The sequence below is a fragment of the Kribbella monticola genome, from assembly GCF_003261635.1.
Classification (GTDB): Bacteria; Actinomycetota; Actinomycetes; order Propionibacteriales; family Kribbellaceae; genus Kribbella; species Kribbella monticola.
Map to the genome: position 1 here is coordinate 110,056 of NZ_QFXK01000018.1, position 17,967 is coordinate 128,022.

15 protein-coding genes and 1 tRNA gene are annotated in these 17,967 nt (G+C 67.9%); 12 read left to right on the forward strand and 4 right to left on the reverse strand.

Annotation, left to right across the window (positions count from 1 at the left end):
* Positions 1-59: 59 nt before the first annotated feature.
* The 5 genes from DIZ26_RS08805 to DIZ26_RS08825 are packed head-to-tail and all read left to right on the forward strand — an operon-like array spanning position 60 to position 6,465.
* Positions 60-926 carry a carbohydrate ABC transporter permease gene (locus tag DIZ26_RS08805; protein WP_198675996.1) on the forward strand — a complete coding sequence of 289 codons (867 nt, stop codon included), beginning with the start codon at positions 60-62 and terminating at the stop codon, positions 924-926.
* Entirely contained in the window at positions 920-1,786 is an 867-nt protein-coding gene (locus tag DIZ26_RS08810) for a carbohydrate ABC transporter permease (RefSeq protein WP_408610218.1), read from the forward strand. Before DIZ26_RS08805 ends, DIZ26_RS08810 begins: the two co-directional genes overlap by 7 nt.
* Before the next feature lie 31 nt (positions 1,787-1,817).
* Positions 1,818-3,278 carry a ricin-type beta-trefoil lectin domain protein gene (locus DIZ26_RS08815; RefSeq protein ID WP_112239215.1) on the forward strand — a complete coding sequence of 487 codons (1,461 nt, stop codon included), beginning with the start codon at positions 1,818-1,820 and terminating at the stop codon, positions 3,276-3,278.
* A gap of 31 nt (positions 3,279-3,309) precedes the next feature.
* Positions 3,310-4,665 (forward strand): ABC transporter substrate-binding protein, encoded by a 1,356-nt coding sequence (locus DIZ26_RS08820; RefSeq protein ID WP_112239216.1) that lies wholly within the window; start codon positions 3,310-3,312, stop codon positions 4,663-4,665.
* 27 nt (positions 4,666-4,692) lie between these two features.
* A complete protein-coding gene (locus tag DIZ26_RS08825; protein WP_112239217.1) occupies positions 4,693-6,465 on the forward strand; it encodes a glycoside hydrolase family 35 protein in 1,773 nt (590 codons plus the stop codon).
* 4 nt (positions 6,466-6,469) lie between these two features.
* Here the strand turns inward: DIZ26_RS08825 and DIZ26_RS08830 are convergent, their stop codons facing one another.
* A complete protein-coding gene (locus DIZ26_RS08830; RefSeq protein WP_112239218.1) occupies positions 6,470-9,127 on the reverse strand; it encodes an FAD/NAD(P)-binding protein in 2,658 nt (885 codons plus the stop codon).
* A 338-nt stretch (positions 9,128-9,465) separates the two neighbouring features.
* On the opposite strand from DIZ26_RS08830, the gene DIZ26_RS08835 reads away from it, so the two are divergent.
* A complete protein-coding gene (locus DIZ26_RS08835; RefSeq protein WP_112239219.1) occupies positions 9,466-9,669 on the forward strand; it encodes a cold-shock protein in 204 nt (67 codons plus the stop codon).
* Between the two features lie 40 nt (positions 9,670-9,709).
* Here the strand turns inward: DIZ26_RS08835 and DIZ26_RS08840 are convergent, their stop codons facing one another.
* From DIZ26_RS08840 to DIZ26_RS08850, 3 genes are all read right to left on the reverse strand, one after another.
* A complete protein-coding gene (locus DIZ26_RS08840) occupies positions 9,710-10,210 on the reverse strand; it encodes a GNAT family N-acetyltransferase (protein ID WP_112239220.1) in 501 nt (166 codons plus the stop codon).
* Positions 10,211-10,288: 78 nt separating this feature from the next.
* Positions 10,289-10,648: a M23 family metallopeptidase gene (locus tag DIZ26_RS08845; RefSeq protein WP_112239221.1), complete on the reverse strand. Its 360-nt coding sequence runs from the start codon at positions 10,646-10,648 to the stop codon at positions 10,289-10,291.
* A 23-nt stretch (positions 10,649-10,671) separates the two neighbouring features.
* Complete coding sequence (locus tag DIZ26_RS08850) at positions 10,672-13,902, reverse strand: tetratricopeptide repeat protein (protein WP_112239222.1); 3,231 nt, start codon at positions 13,900-13,902, stop codon at positions 10,672-10,674.
* 186 nt (positions 13,903-14,088) lie between these two features.
* Here DIZ26_RS08850 and orn point away from each other — a divergent pair, with 186 nt between their 5' ends.
* From orn to DIZ26_RS08880, 6 genes are all read left to right on the forward strand, one after another.
* A complete protein-coding gene (gene orn, locus DIZ26_RS08855; protein ID WP_112239223.1) occupies positions 14,089-14,697 on the forward strand; it encodes an oligoribonuclease in 609 nt (202 codons plus the stop codon).
* Positions 14,698-14,755: 58 nt separating this feature from the next.
* Positions 14,756-14,828: transfer RNA gene (locus DIZ26_RS08860), tRNA-His, on the forward strand.
* Positions 14,829-15,127: 299 nt separating this feature from the next.
* Complete coding sequence (locus tag DIZ26_RS08865) at positions 15,128-15,613, forward strand: hypothetical protein (protein WP_112239224.1); 486 nt, start codon at positions 15,128-15,130, stop codon at positions 15,611-15,613.
* A 36-nt stretch (positions 15,614-15,649) separates the two neighbouring features.
* Positions 15,650-16,219: a dihydrofolate reductase family protein gene (locus tag DIZ26_RS08870; protein WP_112239225.1), complete on the forward strand. Its 570-nt coding sequence runs from the start codon at positions 15,650-15,652 to the stop codon at positions 16,217-16,219.
* Positions 16,219-17,250, forward strand: coding sequence for a sigma-70 family RNA polymerase sigma factor (locus DIZ26_RS08875; protein ID WP_112239226.1), 1,032 nt, complete (start codon positions 16,219-16,221; stop codon positions 17,248-17,250). The genes DIZ26_RS08870 and DIZ26_RS08875 overlap by 1 nt, the downstream gene beginning before the upstream one ends.
* A gap of 4 nt (positions 17,251-17,254) precedes the next feature.
* Positions 17,255-17,869, forward strand: a complete 615-nt coding sequence (locus DIZ26_RS08880) for a TetR/AcrR family transcriptional regulator (RefSeq protein WP_198675997.1) — start codon at positions 17,255-17,257, stop codon at positions 17,867-17,869.
* Positions 17,870-17,967: the final 98 nt, after the last annotated feature.

Below are 17,967 nucleotides of genomic sequence, written 5' to 3' on the forward strand. Positions count from 1 at the left end.
TAAACACGTTAGCGTCCCGGCGAGTCATGTTGACGTAAACATCGGAGGACGGCGACCAGATGCACCGAGATACCAAGGGATGGATCTTCGTCGGTCCGTTCCTGGCCGTGTTCGCGCTGACATTCCTGGCGCCGATCGGCTACGCGATCTATCTGAGCCTGTTCCGCGAGCAGGCGTTCTTCGGCGGGAACGTGTTCGTCGGCCTGGACAACTACGCCGACGTGATCGCCGACTCCAAGTTCTGGGAGTCGTTCCTGCGGGTGCTCTCCTTCCTGGTCGTCCAGGTGCCGGTGATGCTGATCCTGGCCCTGCTGGCCGCGCTCGCGATCGACAGCGCCCGGCTGCACGGAGCGAGCTTCTTCCGGATCGTGATCTTCCTGCCGTACGCCGTACCGGGTGTGGTCGCCGTCTTGATGTGGGGCTTCATCTACGGCGACAACTTCGGGCTGGCGGCAGATCTCAACAACCTGCTCGGCAGTACTGCGATCAAGCCGCTCAGCGGGCACTGGATGCTCCCGTCGATCGCCAACATCGTCACCTGGGAGTTCGTCGGCTACAACATGCTGATCTTCTACTCGGCACTGCGGACCGTGCCCGAGGAGTTGTACGAGGCTGCCGCCATCGACGGCGCGAGCGCGTTGCGAACCGTCCGCGCGGTCAAGCTGCCGGCCCTGCGCGGCGCGGTCGTGATCGCCACCATCTTCTCGATCATCGGCAGCTTCCAGCTGTTCAACGAGCCCAACATCCTGCGCACGCTGGCGCCGAACGTGATCACGACGTACTACACGCCGAACATGTACGCCTACAACCTCTCCTTCGCCGGCCAGCAGTTCAACTACTCCGCGACGGTCGCCATCGTGATGGGCGTCATCACCGCCGTCATCGCGTACGTCGTCCAGCTGCGCGGTACCCGGGAGGCATTGTGAGTACGACGTCGCCGCTGCGGCCCCGGCGTTCGCCGCTGCTGACCGGGCTGATGATTCTCTACCTGGCCTACACGCTCATCCCGTTGCTCTGGCTGTTCCTGAGCGCCACCAAGACCCAAGGCGATCTGCTCTCGAGCCCTGGGCTGTGGTTCGGTCACCGGTTCGCACTGTTCGCCAACATCCGCGACACGCTGACCTACAACGACGGCATCTTCCTGCGCTGGCTCGGAAACACCTTGCTGTACGTGGTTGTCGGAGCAGGTGGCGCGACCCTGCTCGCGACGGCGGCCGGCTACGGACTCGCGAAGTACAAGTTCAAGGGCCGCCGCGCGGTCTTCGCCGTACTGCTGGGTGCTGTTGCGGTACCTGGTACCGCGCTCGCCGTACCGACGTTCCTGATGTTCTCCCACCTCGGTCTGACCAACACCGTCTGGGCGATCATCATCCCGTCGCTGGTCAGCCCGTTCGGCCTTTACCTGATGTGGGTGTACGCCTCGGACGCCATTCCGCACGACCTGCTCGAGGCGGCCCGGATCGACGGGGCCGGCGAGGTCCGGATCTTCTTCACGGTCGCGCTGCGACTGCTTGCCCCCGGCATCGTCACCGTCCTGCTGTTCGCGGTGGTCTCCACCTGGAACAACTACTTCCTGCCGCTGATCATGCTCAGCAAACCCAACCTCTACCCGCTCACCGTCGGCCTGACCCAGTGGAGCAATCAGGCCACCGGCGTGGGTGCCCGCCCCATCTACAACCTGGTGATCACGGGGTCGTTGCTGACCATCGTGCCTTTGGTGGTCGCCTTCCTCCTGCTCCAGCGGTTCTGGCAGTCGGGCCTGACCGCAGGCAGCGTCAAACAGTGAGGTGTCAATCAGTGAAGGGAAACCGAGTCTGATGAAAGCAGCAGTTTGGCGGAGAGTTCTCGCCGCGGTCGTCCTGGTGACCACCACGGCAGCGATCCCTGCGGCCACCGCCGCGATCCCAGCGGCCACCGCCGCGGTTCCGGCGGCCACCGCCGCGCCGGCGACCGGCCCGGCCGGGACCCGTGAGTTCCGCGGCGTGAACTGGGCGGATCCGCGCGACAACTACGCGTCCGACGCGGTCGTCCCGTCCGGGCTCAGCACCGCGGACAACTACGCGACGACGTACCGCAAGTCCACCGGCATCGTGCTGGAGTTCCGGCACGAGCTCAAGGCCAACACGATCCGGCTGCCGATCAACCCGTCGAGTGTCGGGACGACCTGGTGGAAGTCCTACCAGGCAGCGATCGATGCCTCGGTCAACAACGGCTTCAAGGTGATCCTCAGCTACTGGGAGGCCAACGACGCCAAGGACGGCCGGGTCGACGACCCCGCGGCGTACGGCGCGATGTGGGACACCGTGGTGAAGAAGTACGCGAAGAACCCGCGGGTGTACTTCGAGCCGATGAACGAGCCGTTCGGCTACTCCCTCGACGAGTGGGTCGGTCTCACCTCGGCCTGGCTGGCCCGGCACAAGGAAGTCCCGCGCGACCGGGTGGTCATCTCGGGTACCGGCTACAACGACAACGTCACCGGCGTCGGCGCGGCCCCGCAGTTGAAGGGAACCCTGCTGTCGCTGCACTTCTACGGCTTCTGGGCCTCCGACACGACCGAGGCCGCATGGCTGGCGAACCTGCAGCCCCGGATCGGTTCGTACGGCTGGCGCACCATCATCGACGAAGCCGGCTCGCCGATGACCATCGGCCTGAACTACGGCAACCACGAGGGCAACGTCTACACGGCGTACCTCGGCGCCCTCACCCAGACGGCGCGCGAACAGCACATGGGCATCGTCTACTGGCCCGGCCTGCGCAACGGCGACTCGTACTCGATGACCACCCAGGTCGCCGAGAACGACCTAGTGGTCAACAGCCGCAGCGGTCTCGCGCAGCTGCAGTGGGGCTGGGGACTGCTCAAGACGGAGCCGTCCAACAACCTGCCGCCGGCTCCTCCGGGTGAACCGCTGCGAAGCGTCGCGGGCGGCCGCTGTGCCGACGTACCGGGTTTCTCCACGGCTCCCGGGACGGCGCTGGATCTGTGGGACTGCAACAACGGCGGTAACCAGTCGTGGAACTACACCGCCGACAAGCAACTGACTGTGTACGCCGACAAGTGCCTGACGATCAGCGGCGACGGATCGAGTGCGGGCAGCCCGGTCACGATCGAGAACTGCACCGGTGCGTCGACGCAGGCCTGGGACGTCCGGGCGGACCTGTCGGTCGTGAGCGTCGGCCACCCGGCGCTCTGCCTCGAGGCCGTCGGTACGGACAACGGATCGCCGGTCGCTGTGGGGACCTGCAACGGGCAAGCAAATCAGCAGTGGACGCGCTCGTAGCGCTCGTCCTTCATCAGTGAAAGGAACACCCATGAAGACCAGTCATCGGCACGGCCTGAGGCGACTCGTCGCCGTCGGCGCCGCCGTCACGGCCGCGTCGGTTCTGCTGGCCGCTTGCGGCGGCTCCGACAAGACCGCCACCAGCAGCGGGCAGGCGCAAGGGTCGCCGGATGCTGTCAACGCCGCCCTGGAGAAGGGCGGCACGATCACCTACTGGAGCTGGACGCCGTCCGCCGAGGCACAGGTGAAGGCCTTCGAGCAGGCGTATCCGAACGTCAAGGTGAACTACGTCAACGCCGGTACCGGCAACGACCAGTACACCAAGCTGCAGAACGTGATCAAGGCCGGTTCCGGCGCACCGGACGTAGCGCAGATCGAGTACCAGGCGCTCCCGCAGTTCGCGCTGCCGGGCTCGCTGGTCGACCTGCGCCAGTACGGTTTCGACAGCTTCCAGTCGGCGTACACGCCGTCCACGTGGACCGCCGTGCACGCCGGTGACGGTCTGTTCGGGCTGCCGCAGGACTCGGGCCCGATGGCCCTGTTCTACAACAAGGAAGTCTTCGACAAGTACGGCCTCACGGTTCCGAAGACGTGGGACGAGTACGTTGCCCAGGCCAAGAAGCTGCACACGGCCGACCCGAAGAAGTACCTCACCAACGACACCGGCGACGCGGGCTTCGCCACCAGCATGATCTGGCAGGCCGGCGGCAAGCCGTTCAGCACTTCGGGCAAGAACGTCACCATCAACCTGCAGGACGCCGGGACGCAGAAGTGGACCGGGGTCTGGAACCAGCTGGTGACCGGCGGCCTGCTCGCGAACATCCCCGGCTGGTCCGACGAGTGGTTCAAGGCCCTCGGCGACGGCACCATCGCGTCGCTGTCCGTCGGCGCCTGGATGCCGGGGGTGCTCGAGTCGTCGGTCAAGGGCGGCGCCGGCAAGTGGCGGGTCGCCCCGCTGCCGTCGTACGACGGTCAGCCGGCCACCGCGGAGAACGGTGGCAGCACCGAGTCGGTCCTCAAGCAGAGCGCGAACCCCGCACTGGCGGCCGGCTTCGTGCGCTGGCTCAACCACGACGGCGGCGTGAAGCCGTTCCTGGCCAGCGGCGGCTTCCCGTCCACCACGGCCGACCTGGCCGACCCGGCGTTCCTGGACAAGAAGAGCACGTACTTCGGCGGTCAGCAGATCAACCAGGTGCTCACCAGCGCGGCCGGTTCGGTGGTCAAGGACTGGAGTTACCTGCCGTTCCAGCTCTACGCGAACAGCATTTTCGGTGACACTGTCGGTAAGTCCTATCAGGCCAAGACCGACCTGGACGCCGGGCTCAAGGCCTGGCAGGACGCCCTGGTCAGCTACGGCAACCAGCAGGGTTTCCAGGTCAACGGCTGACGGTCCGGAATCTCGAGAAAGAGGCCCATGTCCGACTTCACGATCGGTGAGTCCGATTTCCTGCTCGACGGTGAGCCGTTCCGGATCCTGTCCGGTGCGCTGCACTACTTCCGCGTCCACCCGCAGTCCTGGGCGGACCGGATCGAGAAGGCCCGCCTGATGGGACTCAACACCATCGAGACCTACGTTCCCTGGAACGCCCACAGCCCGGTCCGTGGGACGTTCGGCACCGAGGGAATGCTCGATCTGGCGGCGTTCCTGCGCCAGGTCGACGAGGCCGGCATGTACGCCATCGTCCGCCCAGGTCCCTACATCTGTGCGGAATGGGACAACGGTGGTCTCCCCGCCTGGCTCTTCGCGGAGCCGGGCGTGGGGGTCCGCCGGTACGAGAAGCAGTTCCTGGCAGCGGTCGAGGAGTACCTGGAGCAGGTACTGCGGATCGTCCGGCCGCTCCAGGTCGACCAGGGCGGCCCGGTGCTGCTCGTCCAGGTCGAGAACGAGTACGGCGCGTTCGGCGATGACCCGGCGTACCTGAAGTTCCTCGTCGATGTCACCCGGCAGGCGGGCATCACGGTGCCGCTGGTGACGGTGGATCAGCCGGAGGACGCCATGCTCGCCGCCGGCGGCGTGGACGGCGTACTGCGAACGGCTTCGTTCGGGTCGCGGAGCGCCGAGCGCCTGCGCACTCTGAGGGCTCACCAGCCGACCGGACCCTTGATGTGCATGGAGTTCTGGGACGGCTGGTTCGATCACTGGGGCGGTCCGCACCACACGACCTCGGTGGCGGATGCGGCCGCCGAGCTGGACGCGCTGCTGGCGGCCGGCGCATCGGTCAACGTCTACATGTTCCACGGTGGCACGAACTTCGGGCTCACCAGTGGAGCCAACGACAAGGGCGTCTACCGGCCGACCATCACGTCGTACGACTACGACGCTCCGCTCGACGAGGCGGGCCATCCGACCGCGAAGTACGAGGCGTTCCGCGACGTGATCTCCCGGTACGCCGAGGTGCCGGCCGCGACCCCGCGACCGGCCGTACCGGCGCCGGCGTTCCGGGTGACGCTCGGTGAACCGGTCCGGTTGCTGGCCAACCCGGGCCTCTGGGGAAGCTGGAGTGATCACCGCGAGGCGCCGTCGCTGGACGAACTCGATGCCCGGCTGGCGCTTTTCCGGACCGAGATCGACGTCGACGGTGCCACGATGCTCAGCGTCGGCGAGGTCCGGGACCGGGCGCAGGTGTTCCTGAACTCCGATCCGGTCGGCATTCTCGATCGCGAGCAGCACGATCAGGCGATCATGCTGCCGCGCGGACGGGGCCGGCTCGAGATCGTCGTCGAGGACCAGGGCCGGGTCAACTACGGTCCGCGGATCGGCGAGCCGAAGGGACTGGTGGGCCCGATCCGGTTGGGTTCGGAACCGTTGTCGGACTGGTCCGTCTGCGCGATCGACCTGGACGCCGTGCCCGGGCTCTGGGATTCGGCGGGCGTCCGCGAGGCCGGCGTTGGCGAGGCCGGTGTCGGCGAGGCGGGCGTCGGCCCGACTGCCTGGCGTACCACGTTCCTCGCCGAGGACTCCGTCGACCACTTCCTGCAGACCGATGCCTGGGGCAAGGGGTTTGCCTGGGTCAACGGTTTCTGCCTCGGCCGCTACTGGCGGCGCGGGCCGCAGCGCACGCTCTTCGTACCGGGTCCGGTGATCCGGGCCGGAAGCAACGAACTGGTCGTCCTGGAACTCAACGCGTTGTCGGAGCCGACGGCGCAGTTCGTACCGGGTCCGTCCTTGGGCCCGCTGGAACTGTGATCGGCTAGGCGGTCCGGTCGAGGACGCCGGTGCGGGCGGCGAGGGCGTTGCGGCGCCGTACGTCGAGGGGCGACGGGCGACGGGTGAGCCGCAGATCCAGCAAGGCGGCTGCTTCGTCACCACGGCCTGCTGCCGACAACGCGTAGACCAAGGTCTCCTCGACCACGTCGCGTTGGGCAGCACTGCCGCCCAGCGTCCGCAGGCGCGAGGGCAACGCTTCCAGGATCAGCAGCGCCGTCCCCCAGTCACCACCGACGACCGCGGCCAGGCCCGAGCACAGCGGCGCGACCACGTTTCGGAACACCGGGTCCGGATGGACTGCCGCGTTGCGGCGCAACTGGTCGAGCCCGGCGAGGTCATCGGCCGCCGCCAGCGTGACAGCGCTGTGCAGGGCCGCGAAACCCGTCGGCGGTTGTTGCAGCCAGCCGTCGGGAGCTGCCGCCACGACGTCCGCAACCGGCAGGTGGCCTGCCCAGGCGCCGGTCATCCGGCAGCGCCACAGCATCGCGCCGGAGTCGACCAGCACCCGGGAGCCACTCACGCCGGGCGGCGCCAGCTGCGTGAGATACCGCTGCCGGACCGCCTCGGTGTCACCCATCATCAGCTCGTGCAGGGCCGCATGCCAGGAGAAGTGCGCGCGATGGTTGGCCTGCGGACCGCGAGCCGCGAGCCAGCCGTCCAGCCAGCGAAGGCCTTCGACATGCGAGCCGGTCTCGTAGAAGACGTGCGCTCTGGCGTGCACCGCATGCCCGGACGACGGCTCCAGCGACAACGCGTACGACGAGAGCTGCTCGGCCTCGCTCCAGCGTTCCTGGTCCTGCCGGACGAACGCCAACTGACCGGCGTACCACCAGTCACCGCCGTACGCCGGCGCCAGGCTTTCCACCAGCTCGGCGGTCTCGGTCCCTGAAGTCAGCCCTCCGAAGGCAACGGTCGGGATGGCGACACTGACCGCCAAAGCGTCCAGTGGGTACTCGCGGATGTGCGTCAGCAAGGCGGATGCGCTGCCGTCGCCGATCCGGGCCGTGACGGCGTTGAGGAAGCTGCGTTCGCGGTCGTCGAGCAGACGACGCTCCCCTGCTGCTTGGGCTTGCGCAAGTTGCCCCGCGACGTCAACGTCTGCACCCCACTCGTGACCGAGCAGAGCCAAGGCCGCACGCCCCACCGCGAAGTCAGGGTCTTCCGCGACGGCGGCGACCACCAGTTCTTCGGCGCCGCCTTGCAGCCGCAGGAGCCGCCCCAGCGCCTCGTTGTAGATGGCTGCAGCATCGGCCGTGGTGGTGAGGCCTTGGCCATAGACGTCCAGTTGACGGCATACGGCCGGATGGTTGAGGTGGGCAACGACTGCGGTCGCCACATCGACTGCCTGTGAACGGATCTCCGGCATGGCGGTGGACTCCCACAAACCTCCACGGCGCAGGGCTCCCAGTGTCCAGAGCGGCGCACCACGGCCACTGGCTCCGAGGATGCGGCCGTCGTCGGCTGTTTCGAGTCCTAGTCCGGCGTCGCCGCTCCTGGCCAGGCCACCCGCCAGCAGCTCACGCAGGAGCGGGTCCACCTTCGCGTCGCCTACCGGGCCGGTGCAGTTGATCACTGCACCGACCGTCATGACCGTGCCGTCGCTGAGCAGTACCCGCACGGCGCCGCCGGTGTCTTCAGCCGTCACCACCTCGCCGGTGTGCTGACAGAGCCGCCCTGACTCCCGGACCACGGCCAGCCGCTCTGCCGTGACGGGCGCCATGCGATGGCGGTGCGCATCCCACGTCCGGGCGTCACTGCGGAGGAACTCCTGCTTGTCACTGGCCGGCAACCGCTTCCACACCTGCGAGGTGATCGGCCGCAGCCCGTCGATCGCGGCTCGCCAGTCACCAGTACGCCGTACCGTCTGCACGACGTGCCGAAGCAGGGCTGAGCGCAGTACGGCGAGACTCTCGGCTTTGGTGACCTCGGTGGGAGGTGGAACCGGCGGCGTCTTCTCCGAGCGGTGTACCGCCGGGATGATGCCGTGGCGCGACACCGCGTGCAGGCTACGACTCGGACGATCTGTTGCGAGCACTACGTCGACCATGGTGAGTCCGGTGCCCACCAGCAACAGGTCCGCATCCGGCAGGTTGTCGAGGGCGCCAGGCAGCCATGGGTCGGCGACGAAGCGGTCGGAGCTCTGCAAGCCCTGCGGAGCCCAGGCGACGCCAGGCGCCGTGCCGGTGGCCACGACAGCAGCGTCGGCGAACAGGGTCTCGCCTGAGTCGAGGTGCAGGACTACCTGCCGCCCGACGTGGTCTACAGCGGTCACCCGGGCCTGGATGCGCTCGAGCGAGCCGGCAGAGCGAGCCCTACTGGCCGCTAGGTGGTCGGCGAGATAGTCGCCGTACCGGGCTCGGGCCACGAAGGTGGAGGGCTTGATCTCGGCGTCGACGTGCGCGTGCAGCCAGTCGAGGAAGTCGTCGGGTCGATCGGGCAGCGCACTCATCCCGGCCGCGGGAACGTTCAGCAGGTGCCGGCCGTCCGGTGTCGAATAGGCCGCACCGCGGGCTGTGTCCGGCCCCGGATCGATCAGCACGACCCGCACCGCGTTCGTATCCAGCAGCCTGGCCGCGGTCAGTGCACCGGCGGCCCCCGCACCGATCACCGCGACCGTACAGCCGGCTTCCCCTTCGGTCATGCTGACCCACCCCCCACAGGCGTGAAACTCTACTGAACCAATAGACTTACTGGTCTGAAGGTAGCCGATCACGGCGGCGATCGCCAGCAGCATCCGGCGGGCGGGGGGCTTCCGGCGCGCGGTAGAAGCCGGCAGTAGTCCGGCCGGCATTGTGTGCTACCGTTTTCTCCGGTTGCAGTTTTGCAGTTCCACGTTCGTTTTGAGACGCCCGCGGAGTTTGTGATCCGCAGGGCGTTTTCTCATTTCCGGGCCTTGGTCCGATGTGGGAGGGCTCGTTCGGCAGCCCGGGAACCGGTATTCGCCGGGACTCGTCAACTCGCCCCACAAAGGAGCAGATCATGGCTAACGGAACAGTGAAGTGGTTCAACAGCGAAAAGGGCTTCGGCTTCATCGCGCAGGACGGCGGCGGCGCCGACGTGTTCGTGCACTACTCGGCGATCACGACGGACGGCTACCGTTCGCTGGATGAGAACCAGAAGGTCGAGTTCGACCTGACCCAGGGCCCGAAGGGCCCGCAGGCGGAGAACGTCCGCCCGGTCTGAACCACCGCGTGAGACAGGCCCGGCTTCGGCCGGGCCTGTTTCATTTCCCGGGCAGTTCGGACACCCAGCGCAGCTCCCCTTCTTGGACCACGTCAGTGCGGGTTAGGCCGATTGCCGCCGCCACTGCGGCCGACGCCCCGTGCTCCGGGTGGACGTGCGCGACGACCCGCCGTACGCCGTGCGCCTCTAGCCAGGTCGCCAGGCCCACCGCGGCCTCCTTCGCGTAGCCGCGGCCCTGCCACGCAGTACCGATGACCCAGGCGATCTCCGCCTCCTCGCCGGTGACCGTCGCCTGTACGTAGCCGACCAGGGCGTCGTCCTGCAGGGAGCTCACTACCCAGTTGAGCCAGTACTCCCCCGGCCGGTCCGGTCCCGCCACCTGTCGTTCGTACCGCGCCGCCAGCTCCTCCACCGTCGGCGGCTCGCCACCGGTGAACGTGTAGAGCTCGGGCGCAGCCAGTACGCCGGCCATCTCCTCGGCGTACTCCACGTGCAGCGGCAGCAATGCCAGTCGCTCGGTGTCGAATCTGGTCGCGATCATCGGGCAACGGTAGCGCCGAGCGGTCCGGCCGCTCCCTCCTCGGCCGATCCGCCCGGTGCCACTGCAGTGCGCAGGTGCTCAGGGCAACCGTGCGTTCGGGTGAAGGTCGAACCGTGGACTCCGGTGGTCGCCCGGCCGGTACGGCGTGATCCGCTCCTCGTAGTGCAGGTGCGGACCCACCGCGACGCCCAGGCGATCCCCCGTCTCCACGGTGTCCCCCTGCTGGACCTCCACCTCGGACACCTGGCCGTAGAAGTGCCAGATCGCGTTCGACTCGACCACGACCTGGTCACCTCCCGCCCGGACGACGACCCCCGCAAGCGTCGCCCGCACCGGCGTACCCGGCTCGGCACGGTAGTCCCGGCCCGGGTGCGGCCCGCGCTCCCCCGTCACCCCGAACTCGCAGGTCACTCTCGGGTTGTGCACCGGCGCCGCCATGTACCGATGGTCCGGGCGCACCTTCAGAAACCCTTAAAGCCTGCCGGCGCCGTCGGGTAAGGGGCCGGCTCGACGTCCAGCTCGGCCATCCGCTGCACGTAGGTGCGGTAGGCCCGACGGGCTTCGCCGTGCGCTCCACTGCGCTGGAACGCAGACACCAGTCCGAGGTGCGCGCGTTCGTCGTACTGGTCGCGCTGCAGGATGCGGAGCAGGTATCCGGCGGCTGCGTCCGGGTCGCGCTTGCTGCGATCGGCCAGGACGCGGGCAACACGGACGTACAGAGCCCGGGCTTCCTCACGCATCCCGGCGGCCCAGTCGGCGTACACGTCCTCTTCCAGGAAGTCGCCGCTGTACGACGCTTCGGCCGCACGCAACATCGCCAGGTCGTTGCTGTCGAGCCCAGCGCGCGCGTCCCGCAGGAAGCCCTCGACGTCGACGGCGGTCTGCTCACCGTCCAGCCAGATGGTCGCCCGGTCGGCACCGACGAAGCGGTCGGGGGTATACGACTTGTCAGGGTCCAGCACGGAACGCACAGTCGACAGCGCCACTGACAATCGTGGCGACGCGACCGACTCGCCCTGGTCGGGCCAGAGCAGGTCCAGTAGCTGCACGCGAGCCACTGGACGACAGCGACGGGCAACGAGGATCTTCAGCAGGTCCCTGGCCTTCTTGGACGGCCATTCGCCTAGCTGCACGGGTTTGCCGTGCCGCAGTACGCGGAAGCCACCGAGGCACTCGATGCGTACTGGAGCCGGCCCTGTCTCTTCACCGGCGGCCAGAGCGGCTGCGGCATAGCGAGTCGCACCGGCCGTGAGGAATTGCTGGTGAGCACGCAGTGCGAGGTCCCTGGCCTCCGGACCATGCGTCCGCCTGGACAGCATCAACTCGGCCCGTGCCTGCCCCAGCGGATCGCCCAGCTCAGTACGGATATTCAGTACTTCGTGCAGTGGCTCGGCCCCGCCGTCTGCTGCGGCAAGGAGTTCCAGCGCGTCGGCAAGACCTGCGCGATCTCGCCGCTTGCGACACAGGGCTGCTGCTCGCTCTGCAGCAGCAGCCGCCTCGGTCTTGTCACCGGCGTGCAGGCTCACCCAGCCGAGTGCAATCAACGCACTGGACTGACCGAGCACGGGCCCGTAAGCCACGGCCTGCTTGGCCATCTCGGCAAGCTCCGCCGCTCTCTCCGGCTCCTCCCCTGCAAGCACTCGCGCGAGACCGGCCAACGAGGGCACCAGCGACTGCATGTCCTTCGTCTCGTCGGCCAAGGCGATGGCTTCTTCGAAGCACGCCCTGGCCAACGCCCGGTCGCCACGCTCCCGGTACACCTCTCCGAGTACAGACAGGGGTTGTGCGACTCGCTTGGACTCCAGCTTCTGGTAGAGCGCCCTGGAACCTTCCAGCTCGCCAATAGCTTCGTCCAGCCGGCCCAGTCTCAGCAGCGCCTCGCCACGATTGTTCAGCGCGAGCGCACGGAACACCGCGAAGCCGGAGCGGTCAGCCAACTCCAGTGCACGGTCCAGCTCCTCGAGACCGAGCATGTAGTCGCCTTCGGCGATGTGGTGGGATCCACGGTTCACCCGGATGCGGATCGACTGCAGCAGATCACCTGCGCGCTCTGCATGGTCCAGCGCGCGCAGGTAATGGGAGGCGTTGCCGCGCGGGTCACTGTCGACTGCGGCCAGCATCGCCAGCACCGTGTGGACGATCGCCAGCGCGCGGTCGTCGCGAGACGCCTTTGCTGCCTCCTGAGCCGCTTCGATCAGGCTGCGGCAGTCGTCGAACTCTCCGCGCAACCAGTGCGCTCCGGCCCACCAGGCCTGCAACAGTGCCTCATCGGCCGGCTGCCCGCCGTCGATCCGGCCTCGGCGATAGGTGGCGATGGCAACATCCGTCCGGCCCCGCAGGTGATGGATCAGCCCCAGCCGCCAGGCGATCGCGACGGGGATCTCGCCCTCCGGACCGATGATCCGGTCGAAGCAGTCCTCCGCACCCTGCCAGTCGCCCAGCACCTGCCGGGCTTCGCCTTCCAGCTGATCCATCGCCGCGTCCCGCAACTCCTGCGGCAGCATGGTGACGGCAGCGACCACCATCTCCGCCAGACCACCGGCAACCATCGCGTGCCCGCGCTCGGTCAGCATGCGCGCTGCTTGGGCCGGGTCGACAGCCTGGAAGCACGCCAGTGCGTCCCGATGGTCCCCGACCGACTCGAACCAGCGTCCGGCCTGCTGGGTCAGCTCGGTGATCCCCGCGTCGTCAGTGGACAGCCGGTCGTTGGCGAAGTCACGAACCAGCGGGTTGAGCTCATAGCCGTCGGCCGCGCCGGCAGAGACGAGCAGGCCTCTCGTCCGAAGCTGCTGCAGGGTGTCGGCGCTCTCAGTGAGCCCGATCGCCTGGCACAGCTCCGCCCCGAACCGCGGCAGCACAGCGACGGCGGCCACCAACCGGCGTACGGACGCTGGCTCGGCAGCGAAGACCTCTTCTGCCAGGTAGTCGTACAGCGGCCCGTCCGAACGCAGTGCTCGTCGCAGCCGGGTGGATCGCTCGGCAGCCGGCACAGTCCGCAACGCCTCCACCGCAAGCCGCGTAGCAGCAGGCCACCCCTGTACTGCGGCTTGCAACGGCTCGGCGAGTTCATCAACCCCTTCACCCAGTACTGCGCGTAGCACCTCGAGGGTCTCCGGCACGGTGAAGGCGACCGCCGTCGCGTCGATCTCCAGCACCTGGCCTCGGCCCCGCAACCGGTCGATCCCGAACGGCAGCGCCGTACGGGAAGCCACCACCAAGTGCAGGGACGAGGGCGCCACCCGGACCAGCCCGTCGATCAGCTTGGCGGCCGGGTCGTGCGCATGGATCTCGTGGAGGTCGTCCAGGACGAGCACGAGGTCATCGTGCAGGTTCTGCTCCAGCGCCTCGGCCAGCACAGCGGCGTACGCGAGTGCTCTGGTCTCTTGCTCGGCGTCGGCGTCTGGGCCACGAGGCCCCTGGAGCTCGGCCGCTAGTACTGCGGAGAGTGCGGGGACCTGGCGTCGGAGTGCTTCCACCAGCGCCGTCACCATCGCCGCGAGCGAGCGGTCCTCGGCACGGACGGTGTGCCAGGCGCAGGGCCGTCCAGCGGCCCAGGAAGCGAGCAGCGTGGACTTGCCGAACCCAGCGTCCGCGACGACCGTCACCAGCCGCCGCTGCGCGCCCTCGTCCAGCAGCGCAAGCAGGCGCGGCCGTGCCACCGTCCCCTGCAAACCCGCGCCGTCCCCAGGCATCTGGCCACCTTCCCGTCCCCTGTCGCGAGATTAGTGTCGCGGAAGGGGCTTCCGATACAACAGCACCGTCAGTAGCCAGTTCGCAACGATGCCGGCACTGATCTCACGCCCAGGAACCGCCGCCACGCCCGCTCCGGAGCCTGCCGGGCGCGACGCTGTCGGCGTGTCGCCGTAGGGTGGGTGCCCATGAACGACCGGCTGGTGTGGATCGACTGTGAGATGACCGGACTCGATCTGGTGGCGGACGCCCTGATCGAGGTGGCGGTCCTCGTCACCGACTACGAGTTGAACGTGCTCGGCGACGGGATCGACCTGGTGATCGCGCCACCTCCCGGAGCGCTGGAGCAGATGGGCGACTTCGTCCGCGACATGCACACCGCCTCCGGCCTGCTCGCCGAACTCGAGCACGGGATCGAACTCGCCGACGCCGAACAGCAGGTGCTCGACTTCATCGCCGGCTACGTCCCCGACCCGCGCAAGGCCGCGCTGGCCGGCAACTCCGTCGGCACCGACCGCACCTTCCTGGTCCGCGACATGCCCAAGGTCGAGGCCCACCTGCACTACCGCAACGTCGACGTCAGCTCGATCAAGGAACTCGTCCGCCGCTGGTATCCGCGCGTGTACTACGCGACGCCGGCCAAGAACGGCAACCACCGCGCGCTCGCCGACATCACCGAGAGCATCGCCGAACTCAGGTACTACAGGCAGACCGTTTTCGTGCCTCAGCCAGGCCCCGACAGCGACACCGCGAAGGCCGCCGCCAGCGCCGTCTCGGGCCCGATTTCAGGGAACTGACGATCGTCGCTATGATTACCCAGCCGTCGCAGTCAGGACGGCAGCAGTACCGAACATGGTGGGTATAGCTCAGCTGGTAGAGCACCTGGTTGTGGTCCAGGGGGCCGCGGGTTCAAGTCCCGTTACTCACCCGGCTGGCCCGGCGTGTCTGCGGAAAGCGCAGACATTGCCGGGCTCTTATTTTGTGCGCGGTCGCTTCGCTCCGCGCGGGCGGGGGGCTTCGCCCACCCGCACCCCCCTTGCGGTGGCTGGGTTTGCTGGGATGGCGGGGGGCTTCGCTCGCGCCCTGGGGTGGTTGGGTTCGTTGGGACGGCGGAGGGCTTCGCTCGGACTCTTGGGGTGGCTGGGTTTGTTGTCGGCGTCCGGGGGCTGGGGGTGTTGTCGGCGGTTTGTCGGGGGTTGGACTGGGTGGGGTGCCAGGATCGGGTGGGTGAAGTCGGGCAGCGTTTGGTTCGGGTACGGGGTGGCTGTGCTGGTCACGTTTGTGATCGGGGCGGTTGCGTTCGGGGTGTTCGTGTTGTCCAAGGTGTTCGGAGGGTCGGCTGAGGAGTCGCCGGCGCCGTCCGTTGTGCAGGCCAGCCCGTCGGTCAGGGCTACACCGGTTCCGCAGAAGAGGGCTGCTCAGGTGTTGGGGGTGCGGGCCGTGGTGGCTGATGCCCGGCAGGTGGTGGTGACAGTGGCTACGCCGGTGGGGTGTGCGAAAAATCTGCGTGCGGTTGCTTATGCCGAGGGGGTCGGCGCGGTTGCGGTGCGGATCACTCAGGAGGTTGGTGCCGGCTGCCGGTGGCAGCGGAAGCCGGTGCTGGTGACGGCCAAGGCTCCGGTGGGTGACCGCACGCTGATCGTCAACGGCACCCCGTGGACGCCGACCGAGTCCGGTGAATATCAGCAGGCACTTCGCGCGGCCACGTCCTGACCGATTCCTTTTCCGGGTTCGCGCGGTCTACCTGTCATGACTGAAAACAACACCCGCCGGCTCTCTCTGTCCGCCCTCGTCTCGCTCAACGGCGTCATCGGCGAGCCGATGACCTGGGCCGGACCGTACTTCGGAGCAGGGAGCGCCGCCCACTCGCTCGCCGTCCTGGAGCGCAGCGACGCCTTCCTGATGGGCCGCCACACCTACGAGCTGTTCGCGCGACAATGGCCAACCGCGACCGGCCCGTACGCCGAGCGGCTCAATCGGATGCAGAAGTACGTGTTCTCGTCGACACTCACCGAGGCCGAATGGACCAACACGACCGTGGTGAGCGGGGACGTCGTGACCGCGGTGCGTGAGCTGAAAGAGGCCGGCGGCAACGAGCTGATGGTCTACGGGCACGGCCGGTTCGGACAGACGCTCGTGGACGCGGGGCTCGTGGACGAATTGACCCTCACCGTCGTACCGGTCTTCGTGCCCGGTGGCACGCCTTTGTTCCGCGACGGCGGGCTGGAACACCGTTGGGAGCTGGTCCGGGCCGGCGAAGGCCACGACCCGGGACTGGCGAGCCTGACCTATCGACCCGCAACCGCGGCGAAGGCCTGATGAAGACGATCTCCAGCGACGATCGCGACCAGTTCCTCGAGGAGACCGAGCAGTACCGATCCGAGTTGCTCGCCTATTGCTACAAGCTGCTCGGCTCGCTGCACGAGGCCGAGGACGTCGTACAGGAGACCTGCCTGCGCGCGTGGCGAAGCCAGGACACCTTCGAGGGCCGGTCGTCCTTGCGAACCTGGCTGTATCGCATCGCGACCAACCAGTGCTTGAACGCGCTCGGATCCCCGCAACGCCGCGCGCTCCCGTCCGGGTTGTTCGCTCCCAGTCCGGATCCGGGCACGACGATGGCGCCCGTCCAGAGCGAACAATCGTGGCTCGACCCGTTCCCGGGACCTGCCGCCGAGGCTGGGGATCCGGCCGACGTCGTCGCAGCGCGATCGAGTCTTCGCTTGGCGCTCGTTGCCAGCCTGCAGCACCTGCCAGGACGGCAGCGAGCGGTGCTCATCCTGCGGGAAGCTCTTGGGTACCGCGCGGCGGAGGTTGCCGAGATGCTCGAGACCTCCGTGCCTGCGGTCAAAAGCGCGCTGCAGCGTGCCCGGGCCACCCTGTCCGAAGTCGCACCGACCACGGAAGAAGTGGTCGAGCCCGACTCTCCGGAGGCGCGCGCGATCCTCGACCGCTACATGGCCGCCTTCGAGCATGCGGACGTCGAGGCGATGAACGACCTGCTCCGGTCGGACGCGAGGCTCGAAGTCGTACCGTCCGATGTCTGGTTCCAGGGCAAGACCACTTGCGTCGGGCAACTACGCGAGCGGGTCATGACCGAGCCCGGGCTCTACAAGATGCTGCCGACCATCGCCAACGGCCAGCCCGCGGCGGCCTCCTACTACCGCGAGACGATCGACGACGAGTTCAGGCCGTTCGCGATCTCGGTGCTCACCGTCGACCGCAGCCACATCGTCGCGATCACGGTGTTCGCCGACCCGGCCCTGGTGACCCGCTTCGGCTTCCCGGCCGAAGTGGAGGCAGCCGATGCGGGCCGGGCTTCCGTTCGGACGGGTGCCCCTGGGGCAGAATGACGAAATGCCGGACGACGAGACCATCCAGCGGGTCCGCAACCGCTGGGGCGAGGGCGACCGGCTGCGGATCGAGATCCTGGAAGGCGCCGGTCGGCTGCTGTCCGAACTCGGCGGCGAGGACGGCCTCACCATCCGCGGGGTCGCCCGGGCCGTCGGGATCGCGCCGGCCAGCATCTACCAGCACTTCGCCGACCGGGCCGCGCTGATCGACGGACTGGTGGAGTACGAGTTCAGCCTGCTGATGAAGGCGATGACGGCTGCCGACGAGAGTCTCGATCCCACCGACGTGATGGGCCGGGTACGCGCCCAGGTGCACGCCCACCGCGATTTCGCCGACGCCAAGCCGGGGCACTACCGGCTGCTGTTCGGGAAGGCCACCCGGCGGGCGATCCGCGGCGAGCGTCCCGTCAACGGCCCGCTGTTCGAGGTGTTCACGAGCTTCATCGAAGCCTTCGACCGCTGCGCCGAGGCCGGCTTCGCGCTCCGGGTACCCAGTCGGCGAGCCGCCTCGCTGGTCTTCGTAAGCGTCTACGGGCGGGCCGCCCTGCTGGACGGCGTACGGATCGAGCGGCCGGACGACGACTCGCTCGACGATCTCGTCTCGCTGATCTTCGCCTGACCTGCTCACGAAGTGTGACCTACCTCTCACTGTCTGGTACGACCATATCTAGATGCCTAACGTTTGTTCAGTAAGAAAACAATCGTTCGGTAACTCTG

Coding starts and splice junctions, on each gene's coding strand:
- DIZ26_RS08850 (WP_112239222.1), bottom strand. CDS start 13,902: ATGCCTGGGGACGGCGCGGGTTTGCAGGGGACGGTGGCACGGCCGCGC.
- DIZ26_RS08825 (WP_112239217.1), top strand. CDS start 4,693: ATGTCCGACTTCACGATCGGTGAGTCCGATTTCCTGCTCGACGGTGAG.
- DIZ26_RS08840 (WP_112239220.1), bottom strand. CDS start 10,210: ATGATCGCGACCAGATTCGACACCGAGCGACTGGCATTGCTGCCGCTG.
- DIZ26_RS08835 (WP_112239219.1), top strand. CDS start 9,466: ATGGCTAACGGAACAGTGAAGTGGTTCAACAGCGAAAAGGGCTTCGGC.
- DIZ26_RS08830 (WP_112239218.1), bottom strand. CDS start 9,127: ATGACCGAAGGGGAAGCCGGCTGTACGGTCGCGGTGATCGGTGCGGGG.
- DIZ26_RS08845 (WP_112239221.1), bottom strand. CDS start 10,648: ATGGCGGCGCCGGTGCACAACCCGAGAGTGACCTGCGAGTTCGGGGTG.
- DIZ26_RS08820 (WP_112239216.1), top strand. CDS start 3,310: ATGAAGACCAGTCATCGGCACGGCCTGAGGCGACTCGTCGCCGTCGGC.
- DIZ26_RS08805 (WP_198675996.1), top strand. CDS start 60: ATGCACCGAGATACCAAGGGATGGATCTTCGTCGGTCCGTTCCTGGCC.
- DIZ26_RS08870 (WP_112239225.1), top strand. CDS start 15,650: ATGACTGAAAACAACACCCGCCGGCTCTCTCTGTCCGCCCTCGTCTCG.
- DIZ26_RS08875 (WP_112239226.1), top strand. CDS start 16,219: ATGAAGACGATCTCCAGCGACGATCGCGACCAGTTCCTCGAGGAGACC.
- DIZ26_RS08880 (WP_198675997.1), top strand. CDS start 17,255: ATGCCGGACGACGAGACCATCCAGCGGGTCCGCAACCGCTGGGGCGAG.
- orn (WP_112239223.1), top strand. CDS start 14,089: ATGAACGACCGGCTGGTGTGGATCGACTGTGAGATGACCGGACTCGAT.
- DIZ26_RS08815 (WP_112239215.1), top strand. CDS start 1,818: ATGAAAGCAGCAGTTTGGCGGAGAGTTCTCGCCGCGGTCGTCCTGGTG.